Origin of the sequence: Shimazuella alba (assembly GCF_009831235.1) — a bacterium.
Lineage (GTDB): Bacteria > Bacillota > Bacilli > Thermoactinomycetales > Thermoactinomycetaceae > Shimazuella > Shimazuella alba.
Map to the genome: position 1 here is coordinate 431554 of NZ_WUUL01000002.1, position 24871 is coordinate 456424.

Below are 24871 nucleotides of genomic sequence, written 5' to 3' on the forward strand. Positions count from 1 at the left end.
TTAAAATCAAAAAGATAAACGAATCAGGAATAAATCATGTCCGTTAGTTGGAGTTGATGAAACGGATGGCAAATATAGGTCGTGTAGAAGAAGTGAATATTAGTCAAGAGATGAAATCCTCTTTTCTTGACTATGCAATGAGTGTTATCGTTAGCCGAGCATTGCCGGATGTTCGTGATGGACTAAAACCAGTACACCGACGTATTCTATATACCATGTATGAACTGGGTATGACACCTGATAAACAATACAAGAAGTCATCCAGGACTGTAGGAAACGTAACGGCTCAGTATCACCCTCACGGGGATGTAGCGGTGTATGAAGCAATGGTGCGTATGGCACAAAATTTCTCTTATCGCTACATGCTTGTAGATGGTCATGGTAACTTTGGTTCAGTAGATGGTGACCCCCCTGCTGCAATGCGTTATACGGAGTCCAAAATGGCTCCTATTACGTTGGAATTACTGCGAGATATCCAAAAAGATACGATTGATTTTGGTCCAAACTATGATGGTCAACAAATGGAGCCGCTTGTTTTGCCCGCAAGATTCCCAAACTTGTTGGTGAATGGTGCTTCTGGAATTGCAGTGGGAATGGCAACCAATATTCCACCACATAATCTACGTGAGATTATTGATGGTCTGCTGCTTATCATTGATCAGCCAGAGACGACGGTTGAAGATCTATTGCCGATCGTAAAAGGACCTGACTTCCCAACTGGTGGAATTATTTTAGGTTATGAGGGAATTCGCAAAGCGTTTCGTACTGGTAGAGGTAGTGTTCAAATCAGAGCGAAAACACGCATCGAAGAAGCACAGAATGGCAAAATGCGAATTATTGTGGAAGAGCTCCCTTATCAGGTCAATAAAGCAAAATTAGTAGAAAAGATTGCAGAATTGGTTCGAGATAAAAAAATCGATGGAATTACCGATTTACGCGATGAATCTGACCGAAATGGTATGCGAGTAGTGATAGAGCTCCGACGTGATGTAAACCCTCGTATCATTTTGAACAATCTTTACAAACATACTACATTGCAGACCAGTTTTGGCGTAAATACACTTGCACTAGTAAATGGACAGCCTCGTGTACTAAATCTGCATCAAGCGCTTGTACATTACTTGGATCACCAAATCGAAGTGATACGCAGAAGAACGCAGTTTGATTTAAACAAAGCAGAAGAACGAGCGCATATTTTAGAGGGGTTGCGCATTGCGCTTGATCAAATTGATAAGGTCATTGCACTGATCCGTGGGTCCAAAACTACTGCTGAGGCAAGAAGTGGACTTATGGAGCAATTTGGATTGAGTGACAAGCAAGCACAAGCTATTCTTGATATGCGATTGCAACGTCTGACGGGTCTTGAGCGTGATAAAATCGAAAGTGAATACCAAGAGTTGCAAATTACAATCAAAGAATTACGATCCATACTTGCAGATGAGAGTAAAATTCGCGCTGTTGTTCGTCAAGAATTGGTAGAAGTAAAAGAGAAGTTCGGCGATGATAGAAGAACATCGATTATGATCAATGTCGATAGCATTGTGGAAGAAGATTTGATTCCCGAAGAAGAGGTTGCTGTCCTACTGACACATAAAGGCTATGTGAAACGTATGCCATTATCCACCTATCGTGCCCAAAAACGAGGTGGGAAAGGTGTAACTGGGATGGGAACACGGGATGATGATTTTATTCAAACCCTATTTGTTACCAGTACACATAACCATATTTTATTTTTCTCCAACAAGGGGAAAGTATATCGCTTAAAAGCATATGAGATTCCTGAATTAGGAAGATCTGCTAAAGGTACACCTATCATTAACTTGATTCAGATCGAGCAAAATGAGCGTATTCAAGCGGTTATTCCTGTCAAACAATTTACCGATGATTATAATCTCTTCTTTGCAACCTCAGCAGGTGTAGTGAAGAAGACAAAACTGTCTGAGTTTGAGAATATCCGGAAAAATGGTTTATTTGCGATTAACTTACGTGAAGGCGATGAGTTGGTAGGTGTGAGATTAACAGATGGTGAACAAGAAGTAATCATGGGAACAAGCCTTGGCATGTCCATTCGTTTCCCAGAGTTTGATGTGAGAGAGATGGGAAGATCAGCAACTGGTGTAAAAGGAATTACACTAGCTGATAATGATTACGTTATCGATATGGATATTGTTATGCCAGGTAAAGACGTGATGATTGTAACCAAAAAAGGTTACGGCAAGCGTACCCCGATTGGTGAATACCGCTCTCAATCACGAGGCGGAAAAGGGATCAAAACACTTAATATTACCAAGAAGAATGGACCTGTTGTGGGACATACAATGGTCTCAGAAGAAGAAGATCTCATGATCGTTACTCAAGCCGGAGTTGTGATTCGGATGAACATAGCTGGCATCTCATCACTTGGTCGATATGCCCAAGGTGTTCGACTGATTAAGATGGCAAAAGATGAGGAAGTAGCCACTGTTGCTCGTGTCCAAATCTCTGATGAAGAAGAAGATCAGTAAAAAAACTCCTACCCCGAAGAGGTAGGAGTTTTTTTTATTTTAGCTAACATACTTATATTCGATTATAAAAAAGAAATATTTTTGCGGGCAGTGATATAGTATCTTACTGCCCGCAGAATTTCGTCAGGACATCATGCTTGCCTTATAAGCAGCAAGGGCAGCCTGAGCCAGCCGGAATTCCTCATACATGCTTTTTGGCGGGAATTGCCCCTTGTATGAAGAAGGAAGCTCTCGATTTGGGGGAAGAGGTACATCTTCCGGTCGAAGGAACCACCCAAAGCTTTTGTGCTGTTCCGTCAGCACGACTTCTCTGCTCTTTGCCAAGCCGAGATAAACCTTTATCGTTGGATTGATCACTAGGATCGGTTCAGTGAGGAGTGTAACCTCAAGCCCCGTTTCCTCTTTTACCTCACGGTATCCAGTTTGGAGATCACTTTCGTTCTCCTCTGCATGTCCTCCAGGGTATTCCTGAGGGTCCCTCACTCTCTCTGACGGTTTGGTTTCGAGAAGGAGGATTTCCTCTGTCTCTGGATCAATCACCATTACAATGACAATTCGACTTTTCCGTGCCATAGCAAGTCTCCCTTGAATCTAAAAACGGAACGGAGATACATATATTTTAACACATGATAGGATAAGTAGATGGATAGAGAATCGATATAAATCGTTTCAGATCCTATTTAATAGACAAAAGACAAAATAATAAATAAAATAGAGTTGACACTTCAATCACCAATATCCAATAATTGGAGAAGTAAACTGGGAAATTTCTGACTTGCTAGTATCATGGATTCCTGAATGATAAGTTGCTCAGTCTCTATATCATTGTATAACTCTCGCCATACAGGAGGTTCATATCTACAGAGCATACTGAGTGAAAATAGTAAGGCATAATAAGTCAAAATTTCGGGTAATGGTTTTACATTTGCTACATTCCATTTCCAAAGCAATAATTCTCCCTGACTGTTTTGAAAAAAATATGGATGTTGTAAAATGTCTGGATCATAATTTAATGCAATCCTATTATCTGTGAGCTGGTATAATGTTAGTTGGATAGTTGGTTTAATTTGATTTAGATGATTAATGAAAGAGTGAATGGAAATACAAAGTTCATCCAAAATACTTTCTGCTATAATTAACTTATCCTGTTGAATGGATGCAATCCAGAAAAAAGTTTGATGGTCAAGTTTTTGAAGTATCGCTTGAAGATCAGGTAGAAATGAACATAATTCTTCCATTTTGAAACGTTCCCCTGTGGGCACCGGATGATCGAGCAAACGACAAAGATAGGGAAAAAAACCATCTTTTTGGACCCTTACTTCATCTCGATAAAAACGGTAAGGCTCTTTTTTTCGTTTTGGACTTGTGAGTCCGTGTTGTAGGACTAGTGTACTTTTTGGATAATGTGCATCTTTACTCAAAGCGAATGCTTTTAGTAAACTCATCATTCCATAGTATAGAAGCAAAGGTTTAGACCAAAAATCACTATTATCAGCAGTTTGAAATAAGGCCAGCCCCTGTTTTATATAGGATGTAAAAGCATGTACATTCCGATAAGCTAATGTTTTCGCTTCTTCAATCGGGTATTTTTTTATTAAATAATTTCGTGCTACAGTTTCATTTTTTAATAGCTCGTATGCAGAAAAATCCATATTTCCTCCGAAAAAAATGACTTATCCGTGACTTATCCACAATTATTCACAAGTTATACACAGATAAACTGTGGATAACCTTAAAAAAACAATATTTTATTTCAACAACAGCGATTTTCTTGATTCGCTTTTTTTATTTTGATACACTTGCAAAAAACTGGAGACCAACGATAAGGGGCGATACGCCGTGTGGGAAGAGAAGTTTAGTAAAACAGGCCTTACTTTTGACGATGTGTTATTGTTACCAGCTCGATCTGAAATATTACCTCGTGATGTTAGTGTTGCCACTTCGCTAACAAAAAAAATAAAGTTAAATATTCCGTTAATCAGTGCAGGAATGGATACCGTCACAGAATCTTCTTTGGCAATTGCGCTGGCGAGACAAGGCGGTATCGGAGTTATTCATAAAAACATGAAGATCGAAGAGCAGGCTGAGGAAGTAGATCGTGTAAAAAGATCAGAAAGTGGCGTTATAACGAATCCATTTTATCTACACCCAGGTCATCAGGTTCATGATGCCGAGGCATTAATGGGTAAATACCGTATTTCTGGTGTCCCGATTGTGGACAAGGAAAGACGCTTGGTCGGGATTATTACGAATAGAGATATGCGTTTTATTCACAACTACAGCACTCCTATCTCTGAAGTGATGACAAAGGAAAATCTTGTGACTGCTCCAGTTGGTACAACGATGAAAGAAGCAGAACACATTTTACAACTTCACAAGATAGAGAAGCTGCCATTAGTGGATGACAATGGTGTACTAAAAGGGCTGATCACCATCAAAGATATCGAGAAAGCAACTCAATTCCCAAACTCTGCAAAAGATGAGCAAGGGCGTTTATTGGTAGCAGCTGCAGTTGGTGTGTCAAAAGATACCGAACAACGTATCGCAGCCTTAGTAGAAGCAGAAGTAGACATGGTAGTAATTGATACAGCACACGGGCATTCTCTAGGTGTTTTGGAGACCGTTGCGAAGGTTCGGAAAAATTATCCTGAACTTACCATTGTAGCTGGGAATGTAGCTACTGCGGAAGGGACAAGAGACCTTATTGAAGCTGGAGCTAGTATCGTAAAAGTTGGTATTGGACCTGGTTCGATTTGTACGACACGGGTTGTAGCTGGTATTGGTGTCCCTCAAATCACAGCAATTTACGATGCAGCCAGTGTAGCTCGGGCTTATGGTGTTCCTATTATTGCAGATGGGGGTATACGTTTCTCAGGTGACATTGTAAAAGCATTGGCAGCTGGTGCTGACGCGGTTATGCTTGGTGGATTGTTTGCAGGCACAGAAGAAGCTCCTGGTGAATCGGAAATATATCAAGGGCGTCGATTTAAAGTTTATCGGGGTATGGGGTCTATCGGAGCCATGCAGGCTGGAAGTAAAGATCGTTACTTCCAAGAAAACGAACAAAAGTTGGTTCCAGAAGGGATTGAGGGTCGTGTCCCTTATAAAGGTCCTATCGCTGACATCGTGTATCAATTAGTTGGTGGAATTCGTTCTGGAATGGGTTATACCGGTTCTAAAACACTTTTGGATCTAAAAGATAACTCCCAATTTGTAAGAATTACTTCCGCATCTCTACGCGAAAGTCATCCGCATGATGTTCAGATAACGAAAGAAGCTCCAAACTATCAACTAGGTGGTTAATTAGAAGGTTAATTGGAACAACGCCCTTTCGCAGGACGTTGTTTTTCTGTTTTTAAAACATAAAAAGCTTGTGTTGTTGATTTAGTAATGTGAAAATGAGTAGGATTGAATGAATAGAGGAGCAAATAGAGATGCGTCGATATGTCGTTTTTTTATTCTGTATTATCAGTATATTTTTTGTTACAACTCCCACCTTTGCAGCAGAACTGCAAGAGGTAAATGCTAAATCTTATTTTTTGGTAGATACTATTTCTGGGGAAATATTAGCTGAGAAAAATGCTGACGACCCAAGACCACCTGCGAGTATGACAAAGATGGTGAGCGCGATCGTTATTTATGATGAGATAAAAAAGGGAAATCTCCATTGGGATGATGTGATTACCGTAAGTAAACGTGCTGCTGCGATCAATGAGGCAGAAATACGTCTGGTAGCTGGCGAAAAGCTAACAGTGAAAGAATTATTTACTGCATTATTTGTTCAATCAGCAAATGATGCTACCGTTGCATTAGCAGAGCATATTGGTGGTTCGGAAGAAGGATTTGTGGAGAAAATGAATGAAAAGGCTGATGAGCTAGGGCTAAAAAATACTCATTTTCAAAATGCTACTGGACTTAACACCGAATCTTATCCCGACCCCCCAGATACTGTTAAGGTTGGGGAACATGAAATGTCAGCACGCGATACCTCTATCGTTGCTCGTCACCTCTTAAAAACATATCCAGAAGTATTACAATATACAACCATTTCAACATATACTTTCCATCAGAATCAACCAAATCAACAAACGGTTAACAACTGGAATCAAATGTTACCAACACTTAAATATTATTTCGAAGGTGTAGATGGGCTAAAAACAGGTCATACCAATGCTGCTGGTTATTGTTTTACGGGAACCGCAAATCGCAATGGTTTGCGTGTGGTATCAGTGGTAATGGGGACGAACTCAGAATCTGCACGTTTTTTGGAGACTGAAAAATTATTAGCTTATACGTATGACAACTTTGAGTTAGTAACTGCAGTAACAGAAGGGAAATCTATTCCAGGTCATCTAAACTATCATTTGCCCAATGGAGTTCAAAGAACAGTTCCTATGATAGCAGAAAAATCCCTTACACTACCAGAGTTCAAAGAGGACAAACAAGCCTATACATACAAGGTTACCTTGAAAAAAGGGCTAAAAGCTCCATTAGCAAAAGGAACTGTTGTAGGAGAAGTTTCTATACGATATCAAGGAAAGCCTATTCCTGGTGTTAGTTCTGTTCCATTAGTAGCTCAGAAACCAGTAGAAGAAGGTAGCTTTTTTCGATTATTTTTTCGTAACATGTGGGATACAGTAAATTCTTGGATAAGCTAAGAGTATGATTCGCTTCCTTGTAAATTTACAACTATTCCATTACAATGTTATTGGCTATAGGACTAAATGACATTCGTACGTTTTCTAGGAGGATATAGGATGACACAGACAGGAACAGATCGTGTAAAACGCGGAATGGCAGAAATGCAAAAAGGTGGCGTCATCATGGACGTCGTAAATGCAGAACAAGCAAAAATTGCAGAAGAAGCTGGTGCAGTTGCAGTAATGGCTCTGGAACGAGTTCCTTCTGATATCCGTGCTGCAGGTGGAGTTGCTAGAATGGCTGATCTCACCATTGTAGAAGAGGTATTGAAGGCTGTTTCCATCCCTGTGATGGCAAAAGCAAGAATCGGTCATTTTATAGAAGCGCGTTTATTGGAATCAATGGGCGTAGACTATATTGATGAGAGCGAAGTTTTGACACCAGCTGATGAAGTGTACCATATCGATAAATCTACTTTTACCGTTCCATTTGTCTGTGGTGCTCGTAACTTGGGAGAGGCACTGCGTCGTGTAGGTGAAGGTGCATCCATGATCCGAACAAAAGGTGAACCAGGTACAGGTAACATTGTAGAAGCTGTTCGTCACATGCGTATGATGCAAAGTCAAATTCGAAAAGTGACTGGGATGTCACGTGATGAATTGATGACAGAAGCAAAAGAATTAGGAGCACCATTTGAGCTACTTCTTCAGATACATGAAACTGGTAAACTACCAGTTGTAAATTTTGCAGCAGGTGGAGTTGCTACACCAGCCGATGCAGCTTTAATGATGCATCTAGGTTCTGATGGTGTATTTGTAGGCTCTGGTATCTTCAAATCTTCCAATCCAGCAAAGTTCGCGAAAGCAATCGTAGAAGCTACTACACATTATGAAGATTTTGCATTGATTGCTGAGCTATCAAAAGATTTGGGTAGCCCAATGACTGGAATTGAAATTTCCAAATTAGAAGCACATGAACGGATGCAGGAACGTGGCTGGTAAAGAAAAAATCGGTGTTCTCGCACTCCAAGGAGCTGTAAGAGAACATCTGAATCTGTTTCATAAACTAGGTGTAGAAGCGATTGCAGTAAAACGTAGAGAACAACTTGATGAAATGGATGGTTTAGTAATTCCAGGTGGAGAATCAACAGCTATAGGTAAATTAATTCGTCAATACGATTTAAGAAATCCCATTATGGATTTCTATGCAAAAGGAAAACCTGTATTTGGAACTTGTGCTGGTTTGATTCTTATTGCAAAACACATTGCTGAGAACGATGAGGCACACCTTCCGCTTTTAGATGTCACCGTTCAACGAAATGCGTTTGGTAGACAGGTAGATAGCTTTGAAGCTGATTTACCTATTAAAGGAGTAGCAGAAGATTTTCGTGCTGTATTTATTCGAGCGCCATTGATTACATCAGTTGGAGATGATGTGGATGTGCTGTCCACCGTTCGCGATCAAGTTGTAGCGGTACAGCAAGGCAATCTTTTGGGGATCTCTTTTCATCCTGAACTAACAGATGATACACGTCTTCATGCATATTTTTTGAGTATGGTGCAAAAAGCGATTGAAAAGCTGAGCTAAGCTTTGTATAATGAGCGATAACAAAGATGGATTGCGATGAAGAGAATAGTATCAAAACGATTCTTTTAAGAGAGACGATGGTTGGTGCAAATCGTTAAGATTCGTAATGAGAATCCACCTCTGAGCTAATCACGGTTGCGTTCCGTTATTTACGCACAGAGTGGACTGTTTTGTTTTTAACAGTTAACAAGGGTGGCAACGCGGAACTTCCGTCCCTTAGGGGCGGGGTTCCTATTTTATTTGAGGAGGATTTTCTATGCTGGATATCAAATTGTTGCGAAGTAATTTTGCGGAAGTAAAAGAAAAACTTGCTTCACGCAACGAAGATATCAGTGGATTGGATTCGTTTGAACAAATAGATAATAGACGTCGTGAAGCGATCACAAGAACAGAGAAATTAAAGAGTGAGCGCAACCAAGTAAGCCAAGAAGTGGCAAAGAAAAAGAAAGCAAAAGAGGATGCAGAAACCCTCATCATAAACATGCGGCAGGTAGGGGAGCAGATTAAAGAGCTAGATGAAGAGATTCGTCATCTAGATGAACAGCTGCAACAAATCTTATTATCTTTACCCAATATCCCACATGTGTCAACCCCGATTGGATTGACAGAAGAGGAAAATGTACCAATACGACATTGGGGGGATGTACCAACTTTTTCTTTTGAGCCATTGCCCCATTGGGATCTAGCACAAAATCTGAAGCTGTTAGATTTTGAAAGAGCTAGTAAAGTAACAGGATCACGCTTTGTTTTTTACACTGGTTTAGGTGCACGATTAGAACGTGCGCTCATGAATTTTATGTTAGATTTGCACACGACTGAACATGGTTATCGAGAGATGATTCCACCGTATATAGTTAACAGCCAGAGCATGACTGGAACGGGACAGTTGCCAAAGTTTGCCGAGGACGCCTTTGCTCTTGCGAATACAAATGGGTATTACCTCATCCCCACATCAGAAGTGTCCGTGACCAATTTTCATCAGGGAGAAATCCTTACTGATCAAGAATTACCTATTTATTATGCAGCATATAGTGCCTGTTTTCGTTCCGAGGCAGGGTCGGCCGGCCGCGATACGAGAGGTTTAATTCGGCAACATCAGTTTAATAAAGTAGAGTTAGTAAAATTTGTGAGACCTGAAAATTCTTATGATGAGCTAGAAAAACTTGTACAAAATGCAGAAAAAGTTTTACAGCTTTTGGAGTTACCTTACCGTGTTCTTTCCATGTGTACCGGAGACCTTGGTTTTACCGCAGCAAAGAAATATGATTTAGAAGTTTGGCTGCCCAGCTCCAATGCATATCGAGAAATTTCTTCTTGTAGTAACTTTGAAGACTTTCAAGCAAGACGTGCAAACATTCGTTTCCGACGTAGCGCCAAAGATAAACCAGAGTTTGTTCATACTCTAAATGGATCTGGTTTGGCGATTGGGAGAACAGTAGCAGCTATTTTGGAAAACGGCCAACAAGCAGATGGGAGTATTCGAATCCCAAAAGCTTTAGTTCCTTACATGGGTTCGGAAACATTACAAAAATAAGTGGTAAGCAAATCCTTTGGTTCTTACTAGAATGCAAAGGATTTATTTTTATATTATAAAAATATAGTATGTATAAATAATTACCCCTATTAAGAAAATGTGGTAATATGTTTACAGAGTCAAATACTATTTACATACTTAAGGGGGTACTATCATTGAGTGACAAATTTTTGATTGTAATCCAAGCAGGACCGCAAGATGTAGGTAGAGCATTTCATGGGTTGACTTATGGACAGGAGCTTCATGACGAAGGATATGAAGTTAAAATTTACTTTGATGGAATGGGAACGCAGTGGATAAAAGAGTTTGATAATCCATCTCACATTTTTCATTCCATATTCAAAGAAGTTCAAAAACTAGGAATTATAAAAGGCGCTTGTGGTTATTGCACTAATTTTTTTGATATAGAAGAAGAAGTAAATGGAGCAGGTGTCTTTGTAGTAGGTGGAGCTAAAGATGGGCATTTTAGCTTCGTAGAACATATTAAAGAAGGATATACTCCTATAATTATGTAATATTATTATAAAGATTATGAATGTAAATCCCTGTCATTGGTGCATAGATGAAGAATTCGTATATTACGTTAATCCATTCACTTATTTTATATAAAAGAATGGATTTTTTGTTTGGCCGTGATATGCTACTTGACTTAAAAGCTAAATAAAAGTATAATCTACTTTGTCTCATTTTCTACTTATGGAGAGGTGGTCGAGTGGTTGAAGGCAACGGTCTTGAAAACCGTCGTAGTCGTGAGGCTACCGTGGGTTCGAATCCCACCCTCTCTGCCAAATGTTTTAAACGAAAACCCAAAAGACATATAGTAAATTTGTGAAAAACACTTGTCTAAACCGTTGGAATAAACGGAAAAAGGCAGGTGTTTTCTTTTGCGTAGATAAGGTAAGAACCAAATTCGAGATAAACATAAAGTTACCTCCAAGTATATCCCCAAGCTTCCCATTCCCGAAGCTCTAGAACTCTTTGTCAATGTGAAGAAAGAAGAAGGAATAAGAGTCATACAGACTGGTTTAGAAGATTTTTAGCCAGTGAATACTCCTAAGTTCAAGAGTTAACCCCAGATGTAATTAGAGACTATATCAAACTACATGATAACAACTAAGGAATTGGCCCCAAACACAATTAATATACATTGGGAGTCATGTGTAGGTTCTGGGCAGAAGAACGGTATATCCATAGTAATCCCATGATTTTAACTAAGCAGTTGAAAATTGACAGTATAGACAACCTGAGAGGATACTACCGACAAGCTTAAAAGGTTTTTTCTTTTTGGATGTACAGACAAATACAGTGGCTTTAGGGACAAGGCGGTTATGTCTCTATTCTTAGACTCCCATTCCCCCGGTGGAAGGAAATTCGTTCGAAGTCTGGGTCCTCAGCTCCATCCCACCTATGTGTATTTTTCTAAAATCTCGGAAAGTATTTGCTTCATACAATCTATTAATTCTGGTGGATCATACACTGTCACTTCATTTGCCAAACTAATGAAATACTTTGCGAAAAACGGAATGTCACTCTTAGGAAGATCTCCATCTAACCAAGCCGTACCATCCTTGCGAAAATGTAATCTTGAGTGTAGCCATAATTCAGATTCACACCTCTGGGCACCTTCTCTGCTCAATTCCACATGAAGACGAATGTATTCTCGCTTGGTTTGAAACAACACATATTTATTCTCTAGGTGGATATGCTGAATATCTAAAGGTTCAGGTGCGGGTGTTGAATCAACAACAGAATGAATTCTATCACACCGAAACAATCGATACTCCTCACGAAAAAAGCAATAGGCTGGACAGTACCAGAAGCCATCTCTTGCATAGATCCCTATTGGTTGTATCTCTCGTTTTGATTTTTTTTCCTGTGATTCATAATCAATAAGGAGAACTCTTTGATGAATGGCTCCATCAAGCAAGGCAGGCAAAAAAGGAGATAGTGCTCTCCTTGTCGGCGCTTCAAAATCAACACGGTTTTTCATTTGTTCAATCCGGTGTCGGATATCCTCAGGCATATAATAATAAAACTTATTCAATGCTGTAGAAAACTCTGTCTCAAAAGGAAGAGATGAAAAGTGACGCAAAGAATGAATTGCAAAAAATATAGCAACAGCTTCTTCCGTGCTAAAGGCAATGGGAGGCAAAACTCTTTCCTTTAACACCCGGTATCCACCATGGGGTCCTACTTCTGAATATAAGGGAACTCCTAACTCACTTAATTCTTGTAAATCTCGAGAGATTGTTCTCGATGAAACTTGAAATTCGTGAGCAAGCTCCTTTATAGTAAACTGCCTCTTACGGTTGACAGCCAGCATCAATTCCATGAGCCTTTTTGATTTATGCATAAAGAGACCTCTTTTTTTTTTAATGATGACATTACTTGTCAATATTATACGCTACAATTGCCAATAAGCACAGCTGATTTAAAGCTGATGACAATGAGAATACAAGGAGTTGTTATATCATGACAGTGTTAGTTAACCCTTATATCATGTTGAATGGAAATGCAAAGAAGGCTATCGAATTTTATGCAGAATCATTAGATGCAAAAGTACTCTTCCAACAAACTTTTGGGGAGGCTATTGAAGATCCTGAACGTCCATTACCAGAAGAATTTAAAGAGCGTGTAGCACATTCTGTATTAAAAATTGGTGAGATGGAACTGCTTGTTGCTGATTCAGAACCTGGTCAGCAAACTCATACAGGAGATCGAGTAACCATCTGTATGACGACAAACGAAGTAGAAAAAGCGCAGCAAATGTATACCTTGTTACAGCAAGGCGGTAAAGTAAATATTCCGTTGACTGAAACTTATTTTAGCCCTGCATATGGAGTGGTAACAGATCAATTCGGCGTTACATTCCAAATATTCACGAGAAAATAACTTTACTCCAGAGGAGAATAAAATGATTAGTGAAGAAAACCCGCCTTTTGGGTATTTGACCAGAGAAGTGGGGCAAATACTGATGAAAGTTATGGAACCTGTCTTAAAAAAGCATCACCTATCAAAAGAACATTGGCAAGTCTTGAACTCGATACCTGTTTCAGAAAATACAAAGGTAGAGGAAATTCATCAACTATTTTCCGACAGAGGATGGATTGATCCAAGCAATCTTTACGAATCAGAAACAAATAAACTGAAACTCACAAATGCAGGATCAGCAGCACAACAAACTATATTTAATGAAATTCATGCGAGAAGAAAACTTTTATTCAGAGATGTAACGAATGAAAATTTTCAGATTGCAACACAGGTCATGAAACAAATTATTGCAAATGAAAAAGAAATTGACTAGGTGAGAAAAGTATCAGGAGCATCAAATTTTGGGATTGGTTTAAGAAATAATCACAAAGAGTGTACTGATGAATGGAGGATCTCACGTTAAGTCCTCGTGAGATCCTTCACTAATCAAATGATCCATTTGCATAATAAAAGTAGAACATGGAGCCTCCTATTATTGCTACTAAGAGGGCAACTGCAGTTATCTTGACTATACCAGTAATTGTGAATGATACGAATAACATCAGAAGTATGCTGCTTATAACCCAAATCATACAGATCATAGCGAATAACAGGATCAAATTGGCAGGCAGCTGCTTTTGTTTTGATGCCAAAATCCAAAGAATGCAGGAAAGATTGATCCTATACCAATAATTCGAATAGTTGTGATGGCTTCTACACCTGCTAATTTTCCTGTAATATTTGCAAAAAATATTAACATCAAAGCAATCCATTGAGCATCTGTGAAGTGAAAAATGTCCAATAAATGACCAAAACAACAACACTAACGTTGCGATTGTGGCAATAATACCCATAATCTTCTTCAAATTTAACTACTCTTTCTAATCTAAAGTTAGTTAGTAGAAAAAATGCTGTACATCTTTTCCGTAAGATGATGATTCATCTAGGTCATGCCTTATCATTGCTTAATTTTTACTGCCATAACTATACATCTCACTGCAAACAGTGCCGATGTGCCATATGAGTTATATTAATTGAATATTGGGACATTTATGAACGACCCTCCTTGTTGATAGGTAGTTAAGAAGCTCCATTATCGTCATGCAAGGCTATTCGTGATATTCAGTATGGTTTTGACGAATTAAGCTGAAATGGTTTTTGATTACTTGACGGAATTTTTGAGTTGCGTTAGAAAAGTAGCGATTTTTGTGATGATATAGTCCGATTTCCCTTTTGCATTTGGGATTTTTCATTTGTAGAAAGGTCATATCTGCTGCTAATCCGGAACGTAGAGCAGATTCAGGTACAAAAAGCAATCCCCAAATCAGCTTGAACCATTGCAGTCAGTGTTGCAGGTTCATCTCCTTCATATGTGATATTCGGGGTGAAGCCAGCCATTTCACAATAATGATCAGTTAGATCACGAATTCCATATCCTTTCTTTAAACTGACGAATCTTTCCTTGTTAAGATCAGTCCAGCTAATATCATTTTTATTTGCAAATTGGTGTGTTTTCGGGACAATAATGTAAATGTTTTCAGTTAACACAATATCGCATTCGATTTCATGTCCTCGAATTGGGGGAGATGACAAACAAAAATCTAATTCTCCTTTTACTAGATGTGTTTCCATTTCTTTTGTATCTAATTGTTGTACATAAAACTGTACATGTGGTTGATTTTTTCGAAACTGGTGGAGAATTTCAGGGAGAAAATTAGCGGTATTCACTGCCAATGCAAGTGAACCAGTTTCTGTATTGCTTAAATCGATAAGTTCACGTTTTCCTTCTTCCAATTCAAATAATGCGCACTCTACTCGCTTGAGAAATAAACGTCCAAAATCATTCAATTGTAACTTGCGTTTGGTTCGATCAAAAAGTGGAACTCCTAAATCTTCCTCTAGACGTTGAATTGTTTTGCTTAATGAAGATTGGGTAACATGTAAAAACTTTGCCGCATTTGTCAAGTGTTGCATGCGTGCTACTGTACGAAAGTACTCCAGCTGAAGAAGTTCCAACAGATTCACCTCATATTCCTTTTAATCCATCCTACGACAGACTAAAATACATTTTTTTGTGTACAAAATATTCCATATAATAAATATGAAAAGTATATTACAAAATATAAAAGGTGGGTATTCGTTATGTGTGGGATTGCTGGATGGATTGATTGGTCAGTTAATATGATTGGACAACATGAAATTCTACAAGCAATGGCTGATGCCTTGGAAGCTCGAGGTCCTGACGGAGAGGGGATATGGCATTCATCAAATGCCGCTTTTGTTCATCGGAGATTAGCAATCATCGATATTGAAGGTGGACGTCAACCCATGATTGCGAAAGATCAAGAGAATAATTATGTGATTACGTACAGTGGCGAAATATACAATTTTATCGAATTAAGAAAAGAGTTGCGGTTGCGTGGACATCGTTTTCAAACGAGTTCTGATACAGAGGTAATCTTACGTGGATATATAGAATGGGGGCAATCGTGTGTTGAACATTTAAATGGGATCTTTGCTTTCGGTATCTGGGATGAAAGCAAACAAGAGTTATTCTTAGCTAGAGACCGGTTAGGAGTGAAGCCGTTATTTTACTCAGAACAGCAGGGTGCATTAATATTTGGGTCAGAATTAAAAGCCTTATTAGCGAATCCACGGATGAAGCCAGAAGTTGATGTGGAAGGATTGTCTGAGCTATTTGCGCTATATCCAACCCGTACAACCTGGTCATGGCATTTTAAAAGGAGTAAAAGAACTTCGTCCAGGTTATACCCTTCGTTTAAATCGAACTGGAAAAATGCTCACCCAGTATTGGAAACTAGAAAGTCGTCCTCATGTAGATGATGTTGAAACAACTATTTTTAAAACGCGTGAATTATTATATGACACAATCCAGCGCCAATTGATTTCTGATGTCCCAATCAGCACACTCTTATCAGGTGGTTTAGATTCCAGCGGTGTATCTGCAATATCTGCGGAAGTTTTTCGGCAGCAAAATAAAGGAATTAAGACGTTTTCAATAGATTTTAAAGAAAGCGCAGAACATTTTCAAGCCACTGCTGCTCATCCGGGTTTAGATGCTCCATGGGTTGAGAAAGTGGTCAAGCATATTGGAACGGAACATCATCGTATTTTATTAGATACCTCGGATTTAGTAGATCATTTTCTAAATCCGTTGCAGGCGAGAGACCTGCCTTCGATGGGAGATATCGATGTTTCTTTGTATCTGTTATTTGCAGAACTAAAAAAATTTGCAACTGTAGCGCTTTCAGGTGAATCAGCGGATGAAGTTTTCGGCGGATATCCATGGTTTTATTCAGAAACAGCTATGTCTTCTGCTACATTTCCGTGGAATTTATTTGCGCAATCGAAAGATTTTAATATGGAGAGTATACTCCATCCAGAATGGGCTGATAAAATCCGTCCACAATCATACTTAGCGGAACGTTATCGAGAAGCATTAGCAGAAGTTCCTCCATTGCCAGGAGAAAATGATCAAGAAAAACGAATCCGTGAGATTTTTTATCTGACATTGACTCGTTGGTTACCTACCTTATTAGAGCGAAAAGATCGTATAAGTATGGCAGTTGGCTTGGAAGTACGTGTTCCATTTTGTGATCATCGCTTAGTAGAATATGTATGGAACGTTCCTTGGGAATTAAAAAATATCGGCGGGCAAGAAAAAGGTCTTTTGCGTCAAGCATTTGTAGGTTTATTGCCTGATGATGTACTTCGTCGCAAGAAAAGTGCATATCCTACAACCCAAAATCCAGCCTATACACATGCCATGGTAAACTGGATCACACAGATTATCCAAAATCCTGAATCCCCCATATTGCAGCTGATCGACAAGGATAAAATACTTTCCATCACCCAAAGGCAATCAAAGAACTTAACTTCCTTTAACGGTATTACTTATTTACTTGGATATTTAATACAAATAAACGAATGGATGGGAAAATACAAGATCAAAATTGTTTAGCATTTTGGCAACCTGAACTATTAATATCACAAGTGTATTACGCTTTAATCCTAAAACTCTTAATGATTTGAGAGATAACAAATGATTAATTCGAAAAAGAATGGATTTTCTATAAAGAAAAGAAAAACAATGTGAACAGGAGCAAATAAGTTCCTGATGTTTACGGTTCTGGTCATACTGCAATAGATTTTGAAATGATTAGATTGAAATCGAAGAAATAAGTGTTCGAATTTCCACTTACAGGGAGTAAGGAAAACAATAAGAGGATAGAAAGCCAATCATTTTTTGGAAATATAGTTAAATTAATTATAGGAGCCAGATGTTATAGCTTATGGCTCTTAAGCTTGTAATAAATCATAGTAAATTCTAAAAGATTTGTAATTTCAATCTGATTAAATTTGCTTGATTTAAAAGAGAAAGCTTTGTTTGAACAGATTTAAAGAACAATTCTACTACTTCAGATAAACGTATATATTATAACCCTTTTAAGCTTATCTTGGTTTGAGGGGTAAATATAGGTAATGCAACGGAATATATGAACAATAATATGAGAGACTACTGTAACCATTTATAGGAAGCTTTTTACTTTTTGTATTAGAAAGGAAATGGTTGACAGAAGGAAAATTAACTTAGAAAGAAATCTTGTTTTCAACGCTCCTATGAACCACGGGCGGTAAAGAAAGGGTCACAGCTGCTAATCGTTATATTGCTAGAAGGAAGTTGTTCATGTTTCGAACAACTTTTTTTCCTATTTAGGAAGACATGTGAGGCTCATTCTATCGTGAGATTTTTGTATGTTCATTGGAATGTTAGCGATTGGGAGTATACCGTTTGAGCTATTTTCAGGAAGGCTTGTACAGCTGGAGAAGATGTTGAATGTAATGACGATGCCAAAGCAACAGTTCGCCAGTTAGTGATAGTAAGTTCTCCTATTTTAATATTTTGGTGCATCTTTAGAGACAATTCAGGTCCGATGGTAATTCCGAGTCCTTCTTGTACCATATTAGCAATCGTATTACAGTCAAATACTTCAAATCGAACAAGAGGTTTTATATTTGCTTGATTGAAAATTTCATTTACATGCGTTTGATACATTCCTTTTGGCATGATAAAAGGTTCATTTTTTAATTCTTGGATGCTGATTGTTTTTTTGCCTTCAAATTTGTGATCTACTGGAAAGGCAACAACCATTTTATCTTTGATCAATGGAACTTTATTCAAATTTCTTTTTTTGTCTTGTTGTACAACAAATCCTATGTCTATAACTCCTGTTTCTAACCATTCAACGATTTCTTCATAAGTTCCTTCGAAAAAAGTGAACTCAATATGTGGGTGTTTTTTTTGAAATTTACAAAGTATTTTTGGCAAAAGGCAAGATGATGCACTGGAAAAAGTCCCAATACGAATATTACCGACTTCTAAATTCATAGCTAATGCGATTTCCTGATTGATTTTATCCATTCTATTTAATATTTCCCGCATGTGAATAAGTGTTTTTTGCCCAACCTCGGAAAGTGCAATTCCTTTTTTTCTATCACGAATTAAAAGCGTTACACCCCATTCGGATTCAAGGCTATTAATTGCATGACTCACTGCAGATTGCGTCATGTTCAACACTTCTGAGGCTTTTGTAAAACTTTTTAGATCAACAACTTTTGTTAGGATATCAAATCGATTAATTGTCATGAGATATTTCTCATCTCCGATATTAAAAATATGAATTTTACTCATATTAACATGCGTTATAGACTAGAGCAAGACGAAAACATAAAAGGAGATGAGAGGATGAATCGATTAGCGATTTATTTATTAGCTTTTGGTTCTTTTTTAATGGGAACAGCAGAATTCGTGGTTGCTGGCATCTTAGATACGATTTCGAAAGATCTGGATATATCTATCTCTCTAGCAGGACAATTAGTTACAGTATATTCTCTATCTTTTGCATTTGGCTCCTTCGCTTTGGTTTTATTTACTTCAAAATTTGATCGGAAAAAAGTTTTATTATCCACTATTATTGTTTTTTTAATGGGCAATATGATTGCATTTTTCAGTTATCATTTCGAACTTCTTATGTTGTCGCGTATCGTTCTTGCGGTGAGTGGAGGCTTATATACAGTTGTCGCAACTAACTTTGCTGCTAAGATCACTTCTCCTGAACAGAAAGGTAGTGCAATTGCTACTGTTATTACGGGATTCAGTGTCTCACTTGTCTTAGGTGTGCCGATTGGAACATTAATTGCTGCTTATATGGACTGGCGTTACATCTTTATGATTATTGCTATAGTCACTTTCCTCTTATTGATCTCCATTTATAATGTTATTCCGCAAATGAAAGGAACCGCTCAAATTTCGATCATACATCAGTTGCAAATTATTAAAGATAAACGAGTGATCAGTGCTTTACTGACTACTTTATTTTGGATACTTGGATATACCATGTTATTTACTTATATTTCTTCTCTGCTACAGAAGTTTGCAGGATTTTCAATTGAGTTAGTTAGCTTATGCCTGCTAATTCTTGGCGTATTTGCTTTTCTTGGTTCTCGTTTTGGAGGATACGCTGTAGATAAATGGGGATCTGTTCGTACGATCTCGATTAGCTTGATTATTCATGCCACAGCCTTGTTTCTTATTACAAATGTGTTATCTACATTTGCGCTTTTGCTAGCAGTGATAATGATTTGGGGTGCTGCTGCGTGGACAACTACTCCTGCTAATCAGTTCTATTTAATATTATTGCAACCCAAGTTCTCGGAAACAGTACTTAGTTTTAATACCACGATTATGAATATTGGAATGACATTAGGAGCTGGTTTGGGGGGCTTGGTGATTGAATATAAATCTATTTTACATCTGGGATGGATTGGTGGATTGATGGTAATGACTGCTTTCATTACTACAATTTATTCATTTTTATTAAACAAGAAGAAAGAGCTAGTAGTAGAAATACAAATCTAGTTAGTGACTTTATAAAATAGTTAATCTAATACAAAAGAATTTTTAATATTATTAAACAGATGAACGCTAAAATAATGTAAAAGATAGCCAGTGAAAGATCTTCTGGCTATCTTATGCAAAAACGTTTTTTCTCTATGAAAAAAAGGAAAAACAGAAGAATAGAACCAATAAAATAAAGTGCTGATCCAATCACAGATGTAGTTTTTGCTAAAAATTGCAATCTTCGTAAACGTGGAGAAGCAAACAAGGGATTCACCTCTTTCGATGACATGCTGATGTAGTGTATGCTGTAGCGATATAAGGAGTGACAGGGTGACAAATTACAAGTAGTTAGCCTTGCCGAATACATAACCAAGTGCTGCTAATAAAATCCCTAAAAAATAAGTGAGGAGAATATAGTAAATCATTTTATGTGTTTGTTGTGATTGTTTTAATTGAAATATTTCCCAATTAAGGGTGGAGAATGTAGTGAAACTACCACAAAAGCCAGTTCCTAAAAAAAACATCCACATTTCTTGAACATGATGTCCTACCAACCATCCCAATAAAAATGTACCAATCAAATTGATAGAAAAAGTATTGAAAGGAAAACGATCACTAGATTTTTGAAAAAGTTTACTGATAAAATAACGGCACAAAGCCCCGATTGAGCCTCCAATAGCAATGAACCATAAACTCATCTTATTTTCCCCTCTTTTTTGCAAGGTGATATCCAGTTAGACAGGAGATGTAACCACCTCCCATGCTTAAAAATAGATAGGTTACAGCAAAGGAGATCTTATTTTTTTCTACTAACTGTATGATCTCTATGTTAAAAGTAGAAAAGGTAGTAAAGGAACCGATAAAACCTGTAGTGATTGCAGGGATAAACCAATTTGGAAAGTAATCATGTTCAGCAACCCATGTAAAAAACCAACTTAAAAAGAAACACCCCAAAAGATTGATACATAATGTATGGACAGGAAAACCCATATAAGAAGTGGAAGGGATTATAAGCCCTATCCCATAACGAAGCAAAGCTCCAATAGCACCAGCGATACCAATAAAGGTATATATCAGACTCATCACCTCATATGGATAAAATAGTTAAATACGACTCGAGTCGTAGGTTTATTTCCTTCTCATGTTTCTGTTTCTTTTGGTCATACTTGTGTATGCTGTAGATATAGATTGAATAGGGAGAGGCTTTATATGAAAAAAATAGCAGGAATCATCCTTGTTATTTTAGCAGTTATTTTATTTACTCACTCCATTTGGTGGAGTCCAATTAATTTCTTTGTCCCCCATACTCCAAATATAGATAGAAGTTTTGCAGTAGATAATGGAGATACAATAGAATTCGATGTTACAAGTGAAAATCTTACCATTTTACCAACGGAAGATGAAGAGCTGAAAATCGAAGTTACAGGTCGGGACTTGAATAGAGTAAACTTTCAGGTGGATCAAGAGCATCGAGAGTTGAAGATTAATTTGAATCCGAAATGGTATTCTTTTTCGAATGCAAATGATTTAAAGTTGATGGTATATGTTCCACGTACAAAGTTAATAAATCTTGATGTTAAAGCCAATACTCGAGTGGTTCAAGTGGGTCACAATCAAGGTGCGAAATGGAATATTGCTTTTTTGAATACTGAAATAAAGAATGGTACTAGTTATTTTAAGAATGTAAAAGTTAATCATTTTATTTATGATGGGACATCTACAGATGTAATGGTCGATCGAGTAGAATCAAAAAATACGAATATAGGTACATTTTCAGGTAATATCAATATAAGTCATTATGTAGGTCCACTACACTTATCTTCTACCAGCGGAAACATACGTATGCAACTGGATAAGCTAGTAGGGGATATAAGAACAGAAGTGTTATCAGGAAAAGTTGACATGTTTTTACCAAAATCAGCTTCATTCCAGTTAAATACGAATCTTCAGTCGGGTCAGTTGATTTCAACTTATCCACTTCAAAATAAAAAAACAACAACTCCCCAAACAACAGCATCAGCAGGAACTGGTAAATTTAAGATTAATATAGAAATAGTGAATGGAGATCTCATCATTCATTGATAGGTGGTGAAACGATGCGTCGTGCAGGCGGGATTATATTTATTATCATTGGCGTTATTCTACTTTTTATTGCTTTGGGTTTAAATGATTTATTAGTAAGCCCTGTAATCCTTATTTTTGTAAGTTTTCTGTGCTGGCGGTTTTATTACCGTCGAACTGCTATATTCTTTCTCATTATGGGTGCTCTTGCTCTGATTGATGTAAAGTTATGGACTTTGCTCTTCTCATTTTTACTTTTCTATATGAGTTATAAGTTGCTATGGACAAAAGATAAAAGGCTTCTCCATGAAATTCATACAAGGAAAGAGGATCAGAATCTGAATTGGGAAAAAACATTTTCCATCCAAAATCAATCATTTATCCGGAAATTACGTTTAGGTGACATGCAATATGAATTATTTGACATTCATGCGACCAATGAAATACAGAATATTCATCTTGATTTATCCAAAGCTATCATTCCAGAGGGGGAGACAAACCTTATACTCAATGGGATAGCTGGTCGTGTTCATCTTTATTTACCGCCTGATTTGGATGTATCGATATCTTCCTCTGTTACATTGGGAGAGTGTGAAGTGTTGGGGAAGAAGCGACAAGGCATCCGCAATCAATTACAAGCGACCTCCAATACCTATGACGAGGCAAATCGGAAAGTACAGATTTCCATTTCTTTTCTAATAGCGGAAATACAGGTGAGGTACCTTTAATGAAGCAGGCGACAAAAACTAACTCCGTCAAATGGAACGCAGCATGGTATTCTCTTTTTCTTACTTTATTTTTGTTGATCATCATAGTCACTATCATCTTGGCTCATTATGAATTAAAAGTTAGCATTCTGATGGCACTGGGATGGGCAGTCTTGCCTGTTTTGGCAGTGCTTATTGTCTCGAGTATAATAGGATATTTTTATGGTGCAAAAATAGTTCAACGTCTTTCTCCTATAAAAGAATCACTTATTCAATTGGAAAGAGGTAATTTTTCTCACCGAATTCGAGAAATGGGTCATGATGAAATTGGTAGGATGGCTAAGCATGTAAATCAAATGGCACTACGAGTAGAACAACAAGTTGCTTCCTTGCAAAAGTTATCGACCGAAAGAACAGAATGGCAGACAGAGATGAAGCAAGAAGTAATAACAGAAGAAAGAGGCCGTTTGGCAAGAGAACTACACGATACGATTAGTCAACAGTTATTTGCAATTTCAATGATGTCATCTGCAATTACCGCTAGTAATTTGCAAGATACGATAGAGATAGCAAAGAAAATAGGGTTTATTGAGAAATTAGCAGTCGAAGCGCAACAAGAGATGCGTGCTTTGTTGATGCATTTAAGACCTGTGACATTAGAAGGGAAGGATCTAAAGACAGGATTAGAAGATTTATTGGTAGAGTTACAGGAAAAACAATCTTTGCAGGTTACATGGGAATTAGAAGATATGCCTGATTTAGCTCGTGGAATCGAAGATCATTTATTTCGAATTGTCCAAGAGGCTCTATCCAATGTTTTGCGACATTCCAAAGCGAATAAGGTGCATATTCGATTAGTTGCACGAGGGCAAAATCTGCATTTGAAAATTATTGATGATGGTATTGGGTTTGAAGAATCTCAGATGAAAATGTCTAGTTACGGTCTAAAATCAATATCAGAACGTGCGAGTGAAATCGGAGGAATCGGTGAGGTTCTTTCTCTTCCTGGAAAGGGAACACAAATAAATGTGAAAGTTCCCATCCTGTAATTGGAGGTAAGTAGATGATACGAGTAATTTTAATTGACGATCATGAGATGGTACGTATGGGTTTATCTGCTTATCTATCTACACAACCCGATATAGAAGTTGTCGGAGAAGCATCAGATGGAAAAGCTGGTGTTCAGCTGGCCATCGATACTCAGCCAGACGTTATTTTGATGGATTTACTCATGGAGGGGATGGATGGCATAGCAGCAACGAGAGAGATTATCAAAGTTATCGAACAGCCAAAAATTATAGTGCTAACAAGCTTCCTCGATGATGACAAGGTTTATCCTGCATTGGAAGCAGGTGCGCTCAGTTATCTTTTAAAAACATCGAGAGCAGATAAGATTGCTGCTGCGATTCGCAGTGCTGCAAATGGTGAATCGGTACTGGAAGCACAAGTAACGAGTAAAGTTATATCTAAAATGCGAAGTTCCGATCAAGGAAGAAAACCACATGAATCATTAACAGCGCGAGAAATGGAAGTGCTACAGCTGATTGCAGATGGCAACACCAACCAAGAGATCGCGGACAAATTATATATTACTGTCAAAACGGTAAAAACACATATTACAAATCTGTTATCCAAACTAGAATTGGATGATCGTACTCAAGCAGCAATATATGCATACCGCAACCATTTAGTGAAGTAGAAAAATTGATTTGGTTTGATGGAAGAGGAGGCATACACTTGGCAAAATGAAGTCCAAAATATTTGATGTTAGTCAAATCGGTTATAGGGAGTAAGAATGTGCAAAAACACCAAAAATATTTTATTATATTCAAAAATCAAAAAGAGCCTATTTTGTAGTGAACCCAAAAAGTTAGACACGAAAATTAGGCAGCTTGCTGCCGGGCATGAGTTCGGTATTGTACTGGACTCATGCCTTTTAATTTTG

Annotated in this window: 21 protein-coding genes, 1 tRNA gene, 2 pseudogenes and 1 other annotated feature; of the genes and pseudogenes, 16 read left to right on the forward strand and 8 right to left on the reverse strand. The window is 37.8% G+C overall.

The genetic code is table 11. The features are described 5' to 3' along the window. Window positions 1-65 precede the first annotated feature (65 nt). A complete protein-coding gene (gene gyrA, locus GSM42_RS04930; RefSeq protein ID WP_160800418.1) occupies window positions 66-2504 on the forward strand; it encodes a DNA gyrase subunit A in 2439 nt (812 codons plus the stop codon). 123 nt (window positions 2505-2627) lie between these two features. Here the strand turns inward: gyrA and GSM42_RS04935 are convergent, their stop codons facing one another. Together GSM42_RS04935 and GSM42_RS04940 are read right to left on the reverse strand one after the other, a co-directional pair. Further along, window positions 2628-3077 (reverse strand): NUDIX domain-containing protein, encoded by a 450-nt coding sequence (locus tag GSM42_RS04935; RefSeq protein ID WP_202404773.1) that lies wholly within the window; start codon window positions 3075-3077, stop codon window positions 2628-2630. 152 nt (window positions 3078-3229) lie between these two features. After that, complete coding sequence (locus GSM42_RS04940) at window positions 3230-4156, reverse strand: YaaC family protein (RefSeq protein WP_160800419.1); 927 nt, start codon at window positions 4154-4156, stop codon at window positions 3230-3232. Between the two features lie 187 nt (window positions 4157-4343). On the opposite strand from GSM42_RS04940, the gene guaB reads away from it, so the two are divergent. The 7 genes from guaB (at window position 4344) to GSM42_RS04975 (ending at window position 11054) form a co-directional block, all read left to right on the forward strand. After that, window positions 4344-5807 (forward strand): IMP dehydrogenase, encoded by a 1464-nt coding sequence (guaB, locus tag GSM42_RS04945; RefSeq protein ID WP_160800420.1) that lies wholly within the window; start codon window positions 4344-4346, stop codon window positions 5805-5807. 131 nt (window positions 5808-5938) lie between these two features. Further along, window positions 5939-7162 (forward strand): D-alanyl-D-alanine carboxypeptidase family protein, encoded by a 1224-nt coding sequence (locus GSM42_RS04950; RefSeq protein ID WP_160800421.1) that lies wholly within the window; start codon window positions 5939-5941, stop codon window positions 7160-7162. A 99-nt stretch (window positions 7163-7261) separates the two neighbouring features. Beyond that, the gene (gene pdxS, locus GSM42_RS04955; protein WP_160800422.1) at window positions 7262-8146 is read left to right on the forward strand and encodes a pyridoxal 5'-phosphate synthase lyase subunit PdxS; all 885 of its coding nucleotides are present in this window, start codon (window positions 7262-7264) and stop codon (window positions 8144-8146) included. Next, on the forward strand, window positions 8136-8732 hold the full coding sequence (gene pdxT, locus GSM42_RS04960) for a pyridoxal 5'-phosphate synthase glutaminase subunit PdxT (RefSeq protein ID WP_338055242.1): 597 nt from the start codon (window positions 8136-8138) through the stop codon (window positions 8730-8732). The genes pdxS and pdxT overlap by 11 nt, the downstream gene beginning before the upstream one ends. A gap of 27 nt (window positions 8733-8759) precedes the next feature. Continuing rightward, window positions 8760-8952: a binding site (T-box leader), on the forward strand. A 36-nt stretch (window positions 8953-8988) separates the two neighbouring features. Continuing rightward, the gene (gene serS, locus GSM42_RS04965; protein WP_160800424.1) at window positions 8989-10266 is read left to right on the forward strand and encodes a serine--tRNA ligase; all 1278 of its coding nucleotides are present in this window, start codon (window positions 8989-8991) and stop codon (window positions 10264-10266) included. Between the two features lie 155 nt (window positions 10267-10421). Then, entirely contained in the window at window positions 10422-10781 is a 360-nt protein-coding gene (locus tag GSM42_RS04970) for a DsrE family protein (RefSeq protein ID WP_237446462.1), read from the forward strand. Window positions 10782-10964: 183 nt separating this feature from the next. Next, window positions 10965-11054: transfer RNA gene (locus GSM42_RS04975), tRNA-Ser, on the forward strand. A gap of 617 nt (window positions 11055-11671) precedes the next feature. On the opposite strand, the gene GSM42_RS04980 is transcribed toward GSM42_RS04975, so the two are convergent. Next, the gene (locus GSM42_RS04980) at window positions 11672-12619 is read right to left on the reverse strand and encodes a helix-turn-helix transcriptional regulator (protein WP_160800426.1); all 948 of its coding nucleotides are present in this window, start codon (window positions 12617-12619) and stop codon (window positions 11672-11674) included. Window positions 12620-12738: 119 nt separating this feature from the next. Here GSM42_RS04980 and GSM42_RS04985 point away from each other — a divergent pair, with 119 nt between their 5' ends. After that, window positions 12739-13158 (forward strand): VOC family protein, encoded by a 420-nt coding sequence (locus tag GSM42_RS04985; RefSeq protein WP_160800427.1) that lies wholly within the window; start codon window positions 12739-12741, stop codon window positions 13156-13158. A gap of 22 nt (window positions 13159-13180) precedes the next feature. Then, a complete protein-coding gene (locus GSM42_RS04990; protein ID WP_160800428.1) occupies window positions 13181-13570 on the forward strand; it encodes a hypothetical protein in 390 nt (129 codons plus the stop codon). A gap of 282 nt (window positions 13571-13852) precedes the next feature. Here the strand turns inward: GSM42_RS04990 and GSM42_RS04995 are convergent, their stop codons facing one another. Next, the gene (locus tag GSM42_RS04995; RefSeq protein ID WP_160800429.1) at window positions 13853-13996 is read right to left on the reverse strand and encodes a hypothetical protein; all 144 of its coding nucleotides are present in this window, start codon (window positions 13994-13996) and stop codon (window positions 13853-13855) included. Window positions 13997-14345: 349 nt separating this feature from the next. Then, a pseudogene (locus GSM42_RS05000) lies at window positions 14346-15252 on the reverse strand (LysR family transcriptional regulator). 126 nt (window positions 15253-15378) lie between these two features. Between GSM42_RS05000 and asnB the strand changes: the two are divergent. Continuing rightward, window positions 15379-17218: pseudogene (gene asnB / locus GSM42_RS05005) on the forward strand (asparagine synthase (glutamine-hydrolyzing)). A gap of 798 nt (window positions 17219-18016) precedes the next feature. Here the strand turns inward: asnB and GSM42_RS05010 are convergent. Continuing rightward, window positions 18017-18904, reverse strand: coding sequence for a LysR family transcriptional regulator (locus GSM42_RS05010; RefSeq protein ID WP_160800430.1), 888 nt, complete (start codon window positions 18902-18904; stop codon window positions 18017-18019). 99 nt (window positions 18905-19003) lie between these two features. Here GSM42_RS05010 and GSM42_RS05015 point away from each other — a divergent pair, with 99 nt between their 5' ends. Continuing rightward, window positions 19004-20176 (forward strand): MFS transporter, encoded by a 1173-nt coding sequence (locus tag GSM42_RS05015; protein ID WP_160800431.1) that lies wholly within the window; start codon window positions 19004-19006, stop codon window positions 20174-20176. 320 nt (window positions 20177-20496) lie between these two features. Here GSM42_RS05015 and crcB (GSM42_RS05020) read toward each other — a convergent pair whose 3' ends face one another. Both crcB (GSM42_RS05020) and crcB (GSM42_RS05025) read right to left on the reverse strand, forming a co-directional pair. Then, complete coding sequence (gene crcB, locus GSM42_RS05020) at window positions 20497-20856, reverse strand: fluoride efflux transporter CrcB (RefSeq protein ID WP_160800432.1); 360 nt, start codon at window positions 20854-20856, stop codon at window positions 20497-20499. 1 nt (window position 20857) lies between these two features. After that, a complete protein-coding gene (gene crcB / locus GSM42_RS05025) occupies window positions 20858-21241 on the reverse strand; it encodes a fluoride efflux transporter CrcB (RefSeq protein WP_160800433.1) in 384 nt (127 codons plus the stop codon). Between the two features lie 126 nt (window positions 21242-21367). Between crcB (GSM42_RS05025) and GSM42_RS05030 the strand changes: the two genes are divergently transcribed. The 4 genes from GSM42_RS05030 to GSM42_RS05045 are packed head-to-tail and all read left to right on the forward strand — an operon-like array spanning window position 21368 to window position 24625. Next, window positions 21368-22240, forward strand: a complete 873-nt coding sequence (locus GSM42_RS05030) for a DUF4097 family beta strand repeat-containing protein (protein ID WP_160800434.1) — start codon at window positions 21368-21370, stop codon at window positions 22238-22240. 14 nt (window positions 22241-22254) lie between these two features. Next, window positions 22255-22947 (forward strand): cell wall-active antibiotics response protein LiaF, encoded by a 693-nt coding sequence (gene liaF / locus GSM42_RS05035; protein ID WP_160800435.1) that lies wholly within the window; start codon window positions 22255-22257, stop codon window positions 22945-22947. Continuing rightward, window positions 22947-23975 (forward strand): sensor histidine kinase, encoded by a 1029-nt coding sequence (locus GSM42_RS05040; protein ID WP_160800436.1) that lies wholly within the window; start codon window positions 22947-22949, stop codon window positions 23973-23975. Before liaF ends, GSM42_RS05040 begins: the two co-directional genes overlap by 1 nt. A 14-nt stretch (window positions 23976-23989) precedes the next feature. Further along, window positions 23990-24625, forward strand: a complete 636-nt coding sequence (locus tag GSM42_RS05045) for a response regulator (RefSeq protein WP_160800437.1) — start codon at window positions 23990-23992, stop codon at window positions 24623-24625. Window positions 24626-24871 lie beyond the last annotated feature (246 nt).

What these genes read in the sequence shown, in the direction of transcription:
- gyrA (WP_160800418.1), top strand. Translation starts at nt 66, where the DNA reads ATGGCAAATATAGGTCGTGTAGAAGAAGTGAATATTAGTCAAGAGATG.
- GSM42_RS04935 (WP_202404773.1), bottom strand. Translation starts at nt 3,077, where the DNA reads ATGGCACGGAAAAGTCGAATTGTCATTGTAATGGTGATTGATCCAGAG.
- GSM42_RS04940 (WP_160800419.1), bottom strand. Translation starts at nt 4,156, where the DNA reads ATGGATTTTTCTGCATACGAGCTATTAAAAAATGAAACTGTAGCACGA.
- GSM42_RS04950 (WP_160800421.1), top strand. Translation starts at nt 5,939, where the DNA reads ATGCGTCGATATGTCGTTTTTTTATTCTGTATTATCAGTATATTTTTT.
- pdxS (WP_160800422.1), top strand. Translation starts at nt 7,262, where the DNA reads ATGACACAGACAGGAACAGATCGTGTAAAACGCGGAATGGCAGAAATG.
- serS (WP_160800424.1), top strand. Translation starts at nt 8,989, where the DNA reads ATGCTGGATATCAAATTGTTGCGAAGTAATTTTGCGGAAGTAAAAGAA.
- GSM42_RS04980 (WP_160800426.1), bottom strand. Translation starts at nt 12,619, where the DNA reads ATGCATAAATCAAAAAGGCTCATGGAATTGATGCTGGCTGTCAACCGT.
- GSM42_RS04985 (WP_160800427.1), top strand. Translation starts at nt 12,739, where the DNA reads ATGACAGTGTTAGTTAACCCTTATATCATGTTGAATGGAAATGCAAAG.
- GSM42_RS04990 (WP_160800428.1), top strand. Translation starts at nt 13,181, where the DNA reads ATGATTAGTGAAGAAAACCCGCCTTTTGGGTATTTGACCAGAGAAGTG.
- GSM42_RS04995 (WP_160800429.1), bottom strand. Translation starts at nt 13,996, where the DNA reads ATGTTAATATTTTTTGCAAATATTACAGGAAAATTAGCAGGTGTAGAA.
- GSM42_RS05010 (WP_160800430.1), bottom strand. Translation starts at nt 18,904, where the DNA reads ATGACAATTAATCGATTTGATATCCTAACAAAAGTTGTTGATCTAAAA.
- GSM42_RS05015 (WP_160800431.1), top strand. Translation starts at nt 19,004, where the DNA reads ATGAATCGATTAGCGATTTATTTATTAGCTTTTGGTTCTTTTTTAATG.
- crcB (WP_160800432.1), bottom strand. Translation starts at nt 20,856, where the DNA reads ATGAGTTTATGGTTCATTGCTATTGGAGGCTCAATCGGGGCTTTGTGC.
- crcB (WP_160800433.1), bottom strand. Translation starts at nt 21,241, where the DNA reads ATGAGTCTGATATATACCTTTATTGGTATCGCTGGTGCTATTGGAGCT.
- GSM42_RS05030 (WP_160800434.1), top strand. Translation starts at nt 21,368, where the DNA reads ATGAAAAAAATAGCAGGAATCATCCTTGTTATTTTAGCAGTTATTTTA.
- liaF (WP_160800435.1), top strand. Translation starts at nt 22,255, where the DNA reads ATGCGTCGTGCAGGCGGGATTATATTTATTATCATTGGCGTTATTCTA.
- GSM42_RS05040 (WP_160800436.1), top strand. Translation starts at nt 22,947, where the DNA reads ATGAAGCAGGCGACAAAAACTAACTCCGTCAAATGGAACGCAGCATGG.
- GSM42_RS05045 (WP_160800437.1), top strand. Translation starts at nt 23,990, where the DNA reads ATGATACGAGTAATTTTAATTGACGATCATGAGATGGTACGTATGGGT.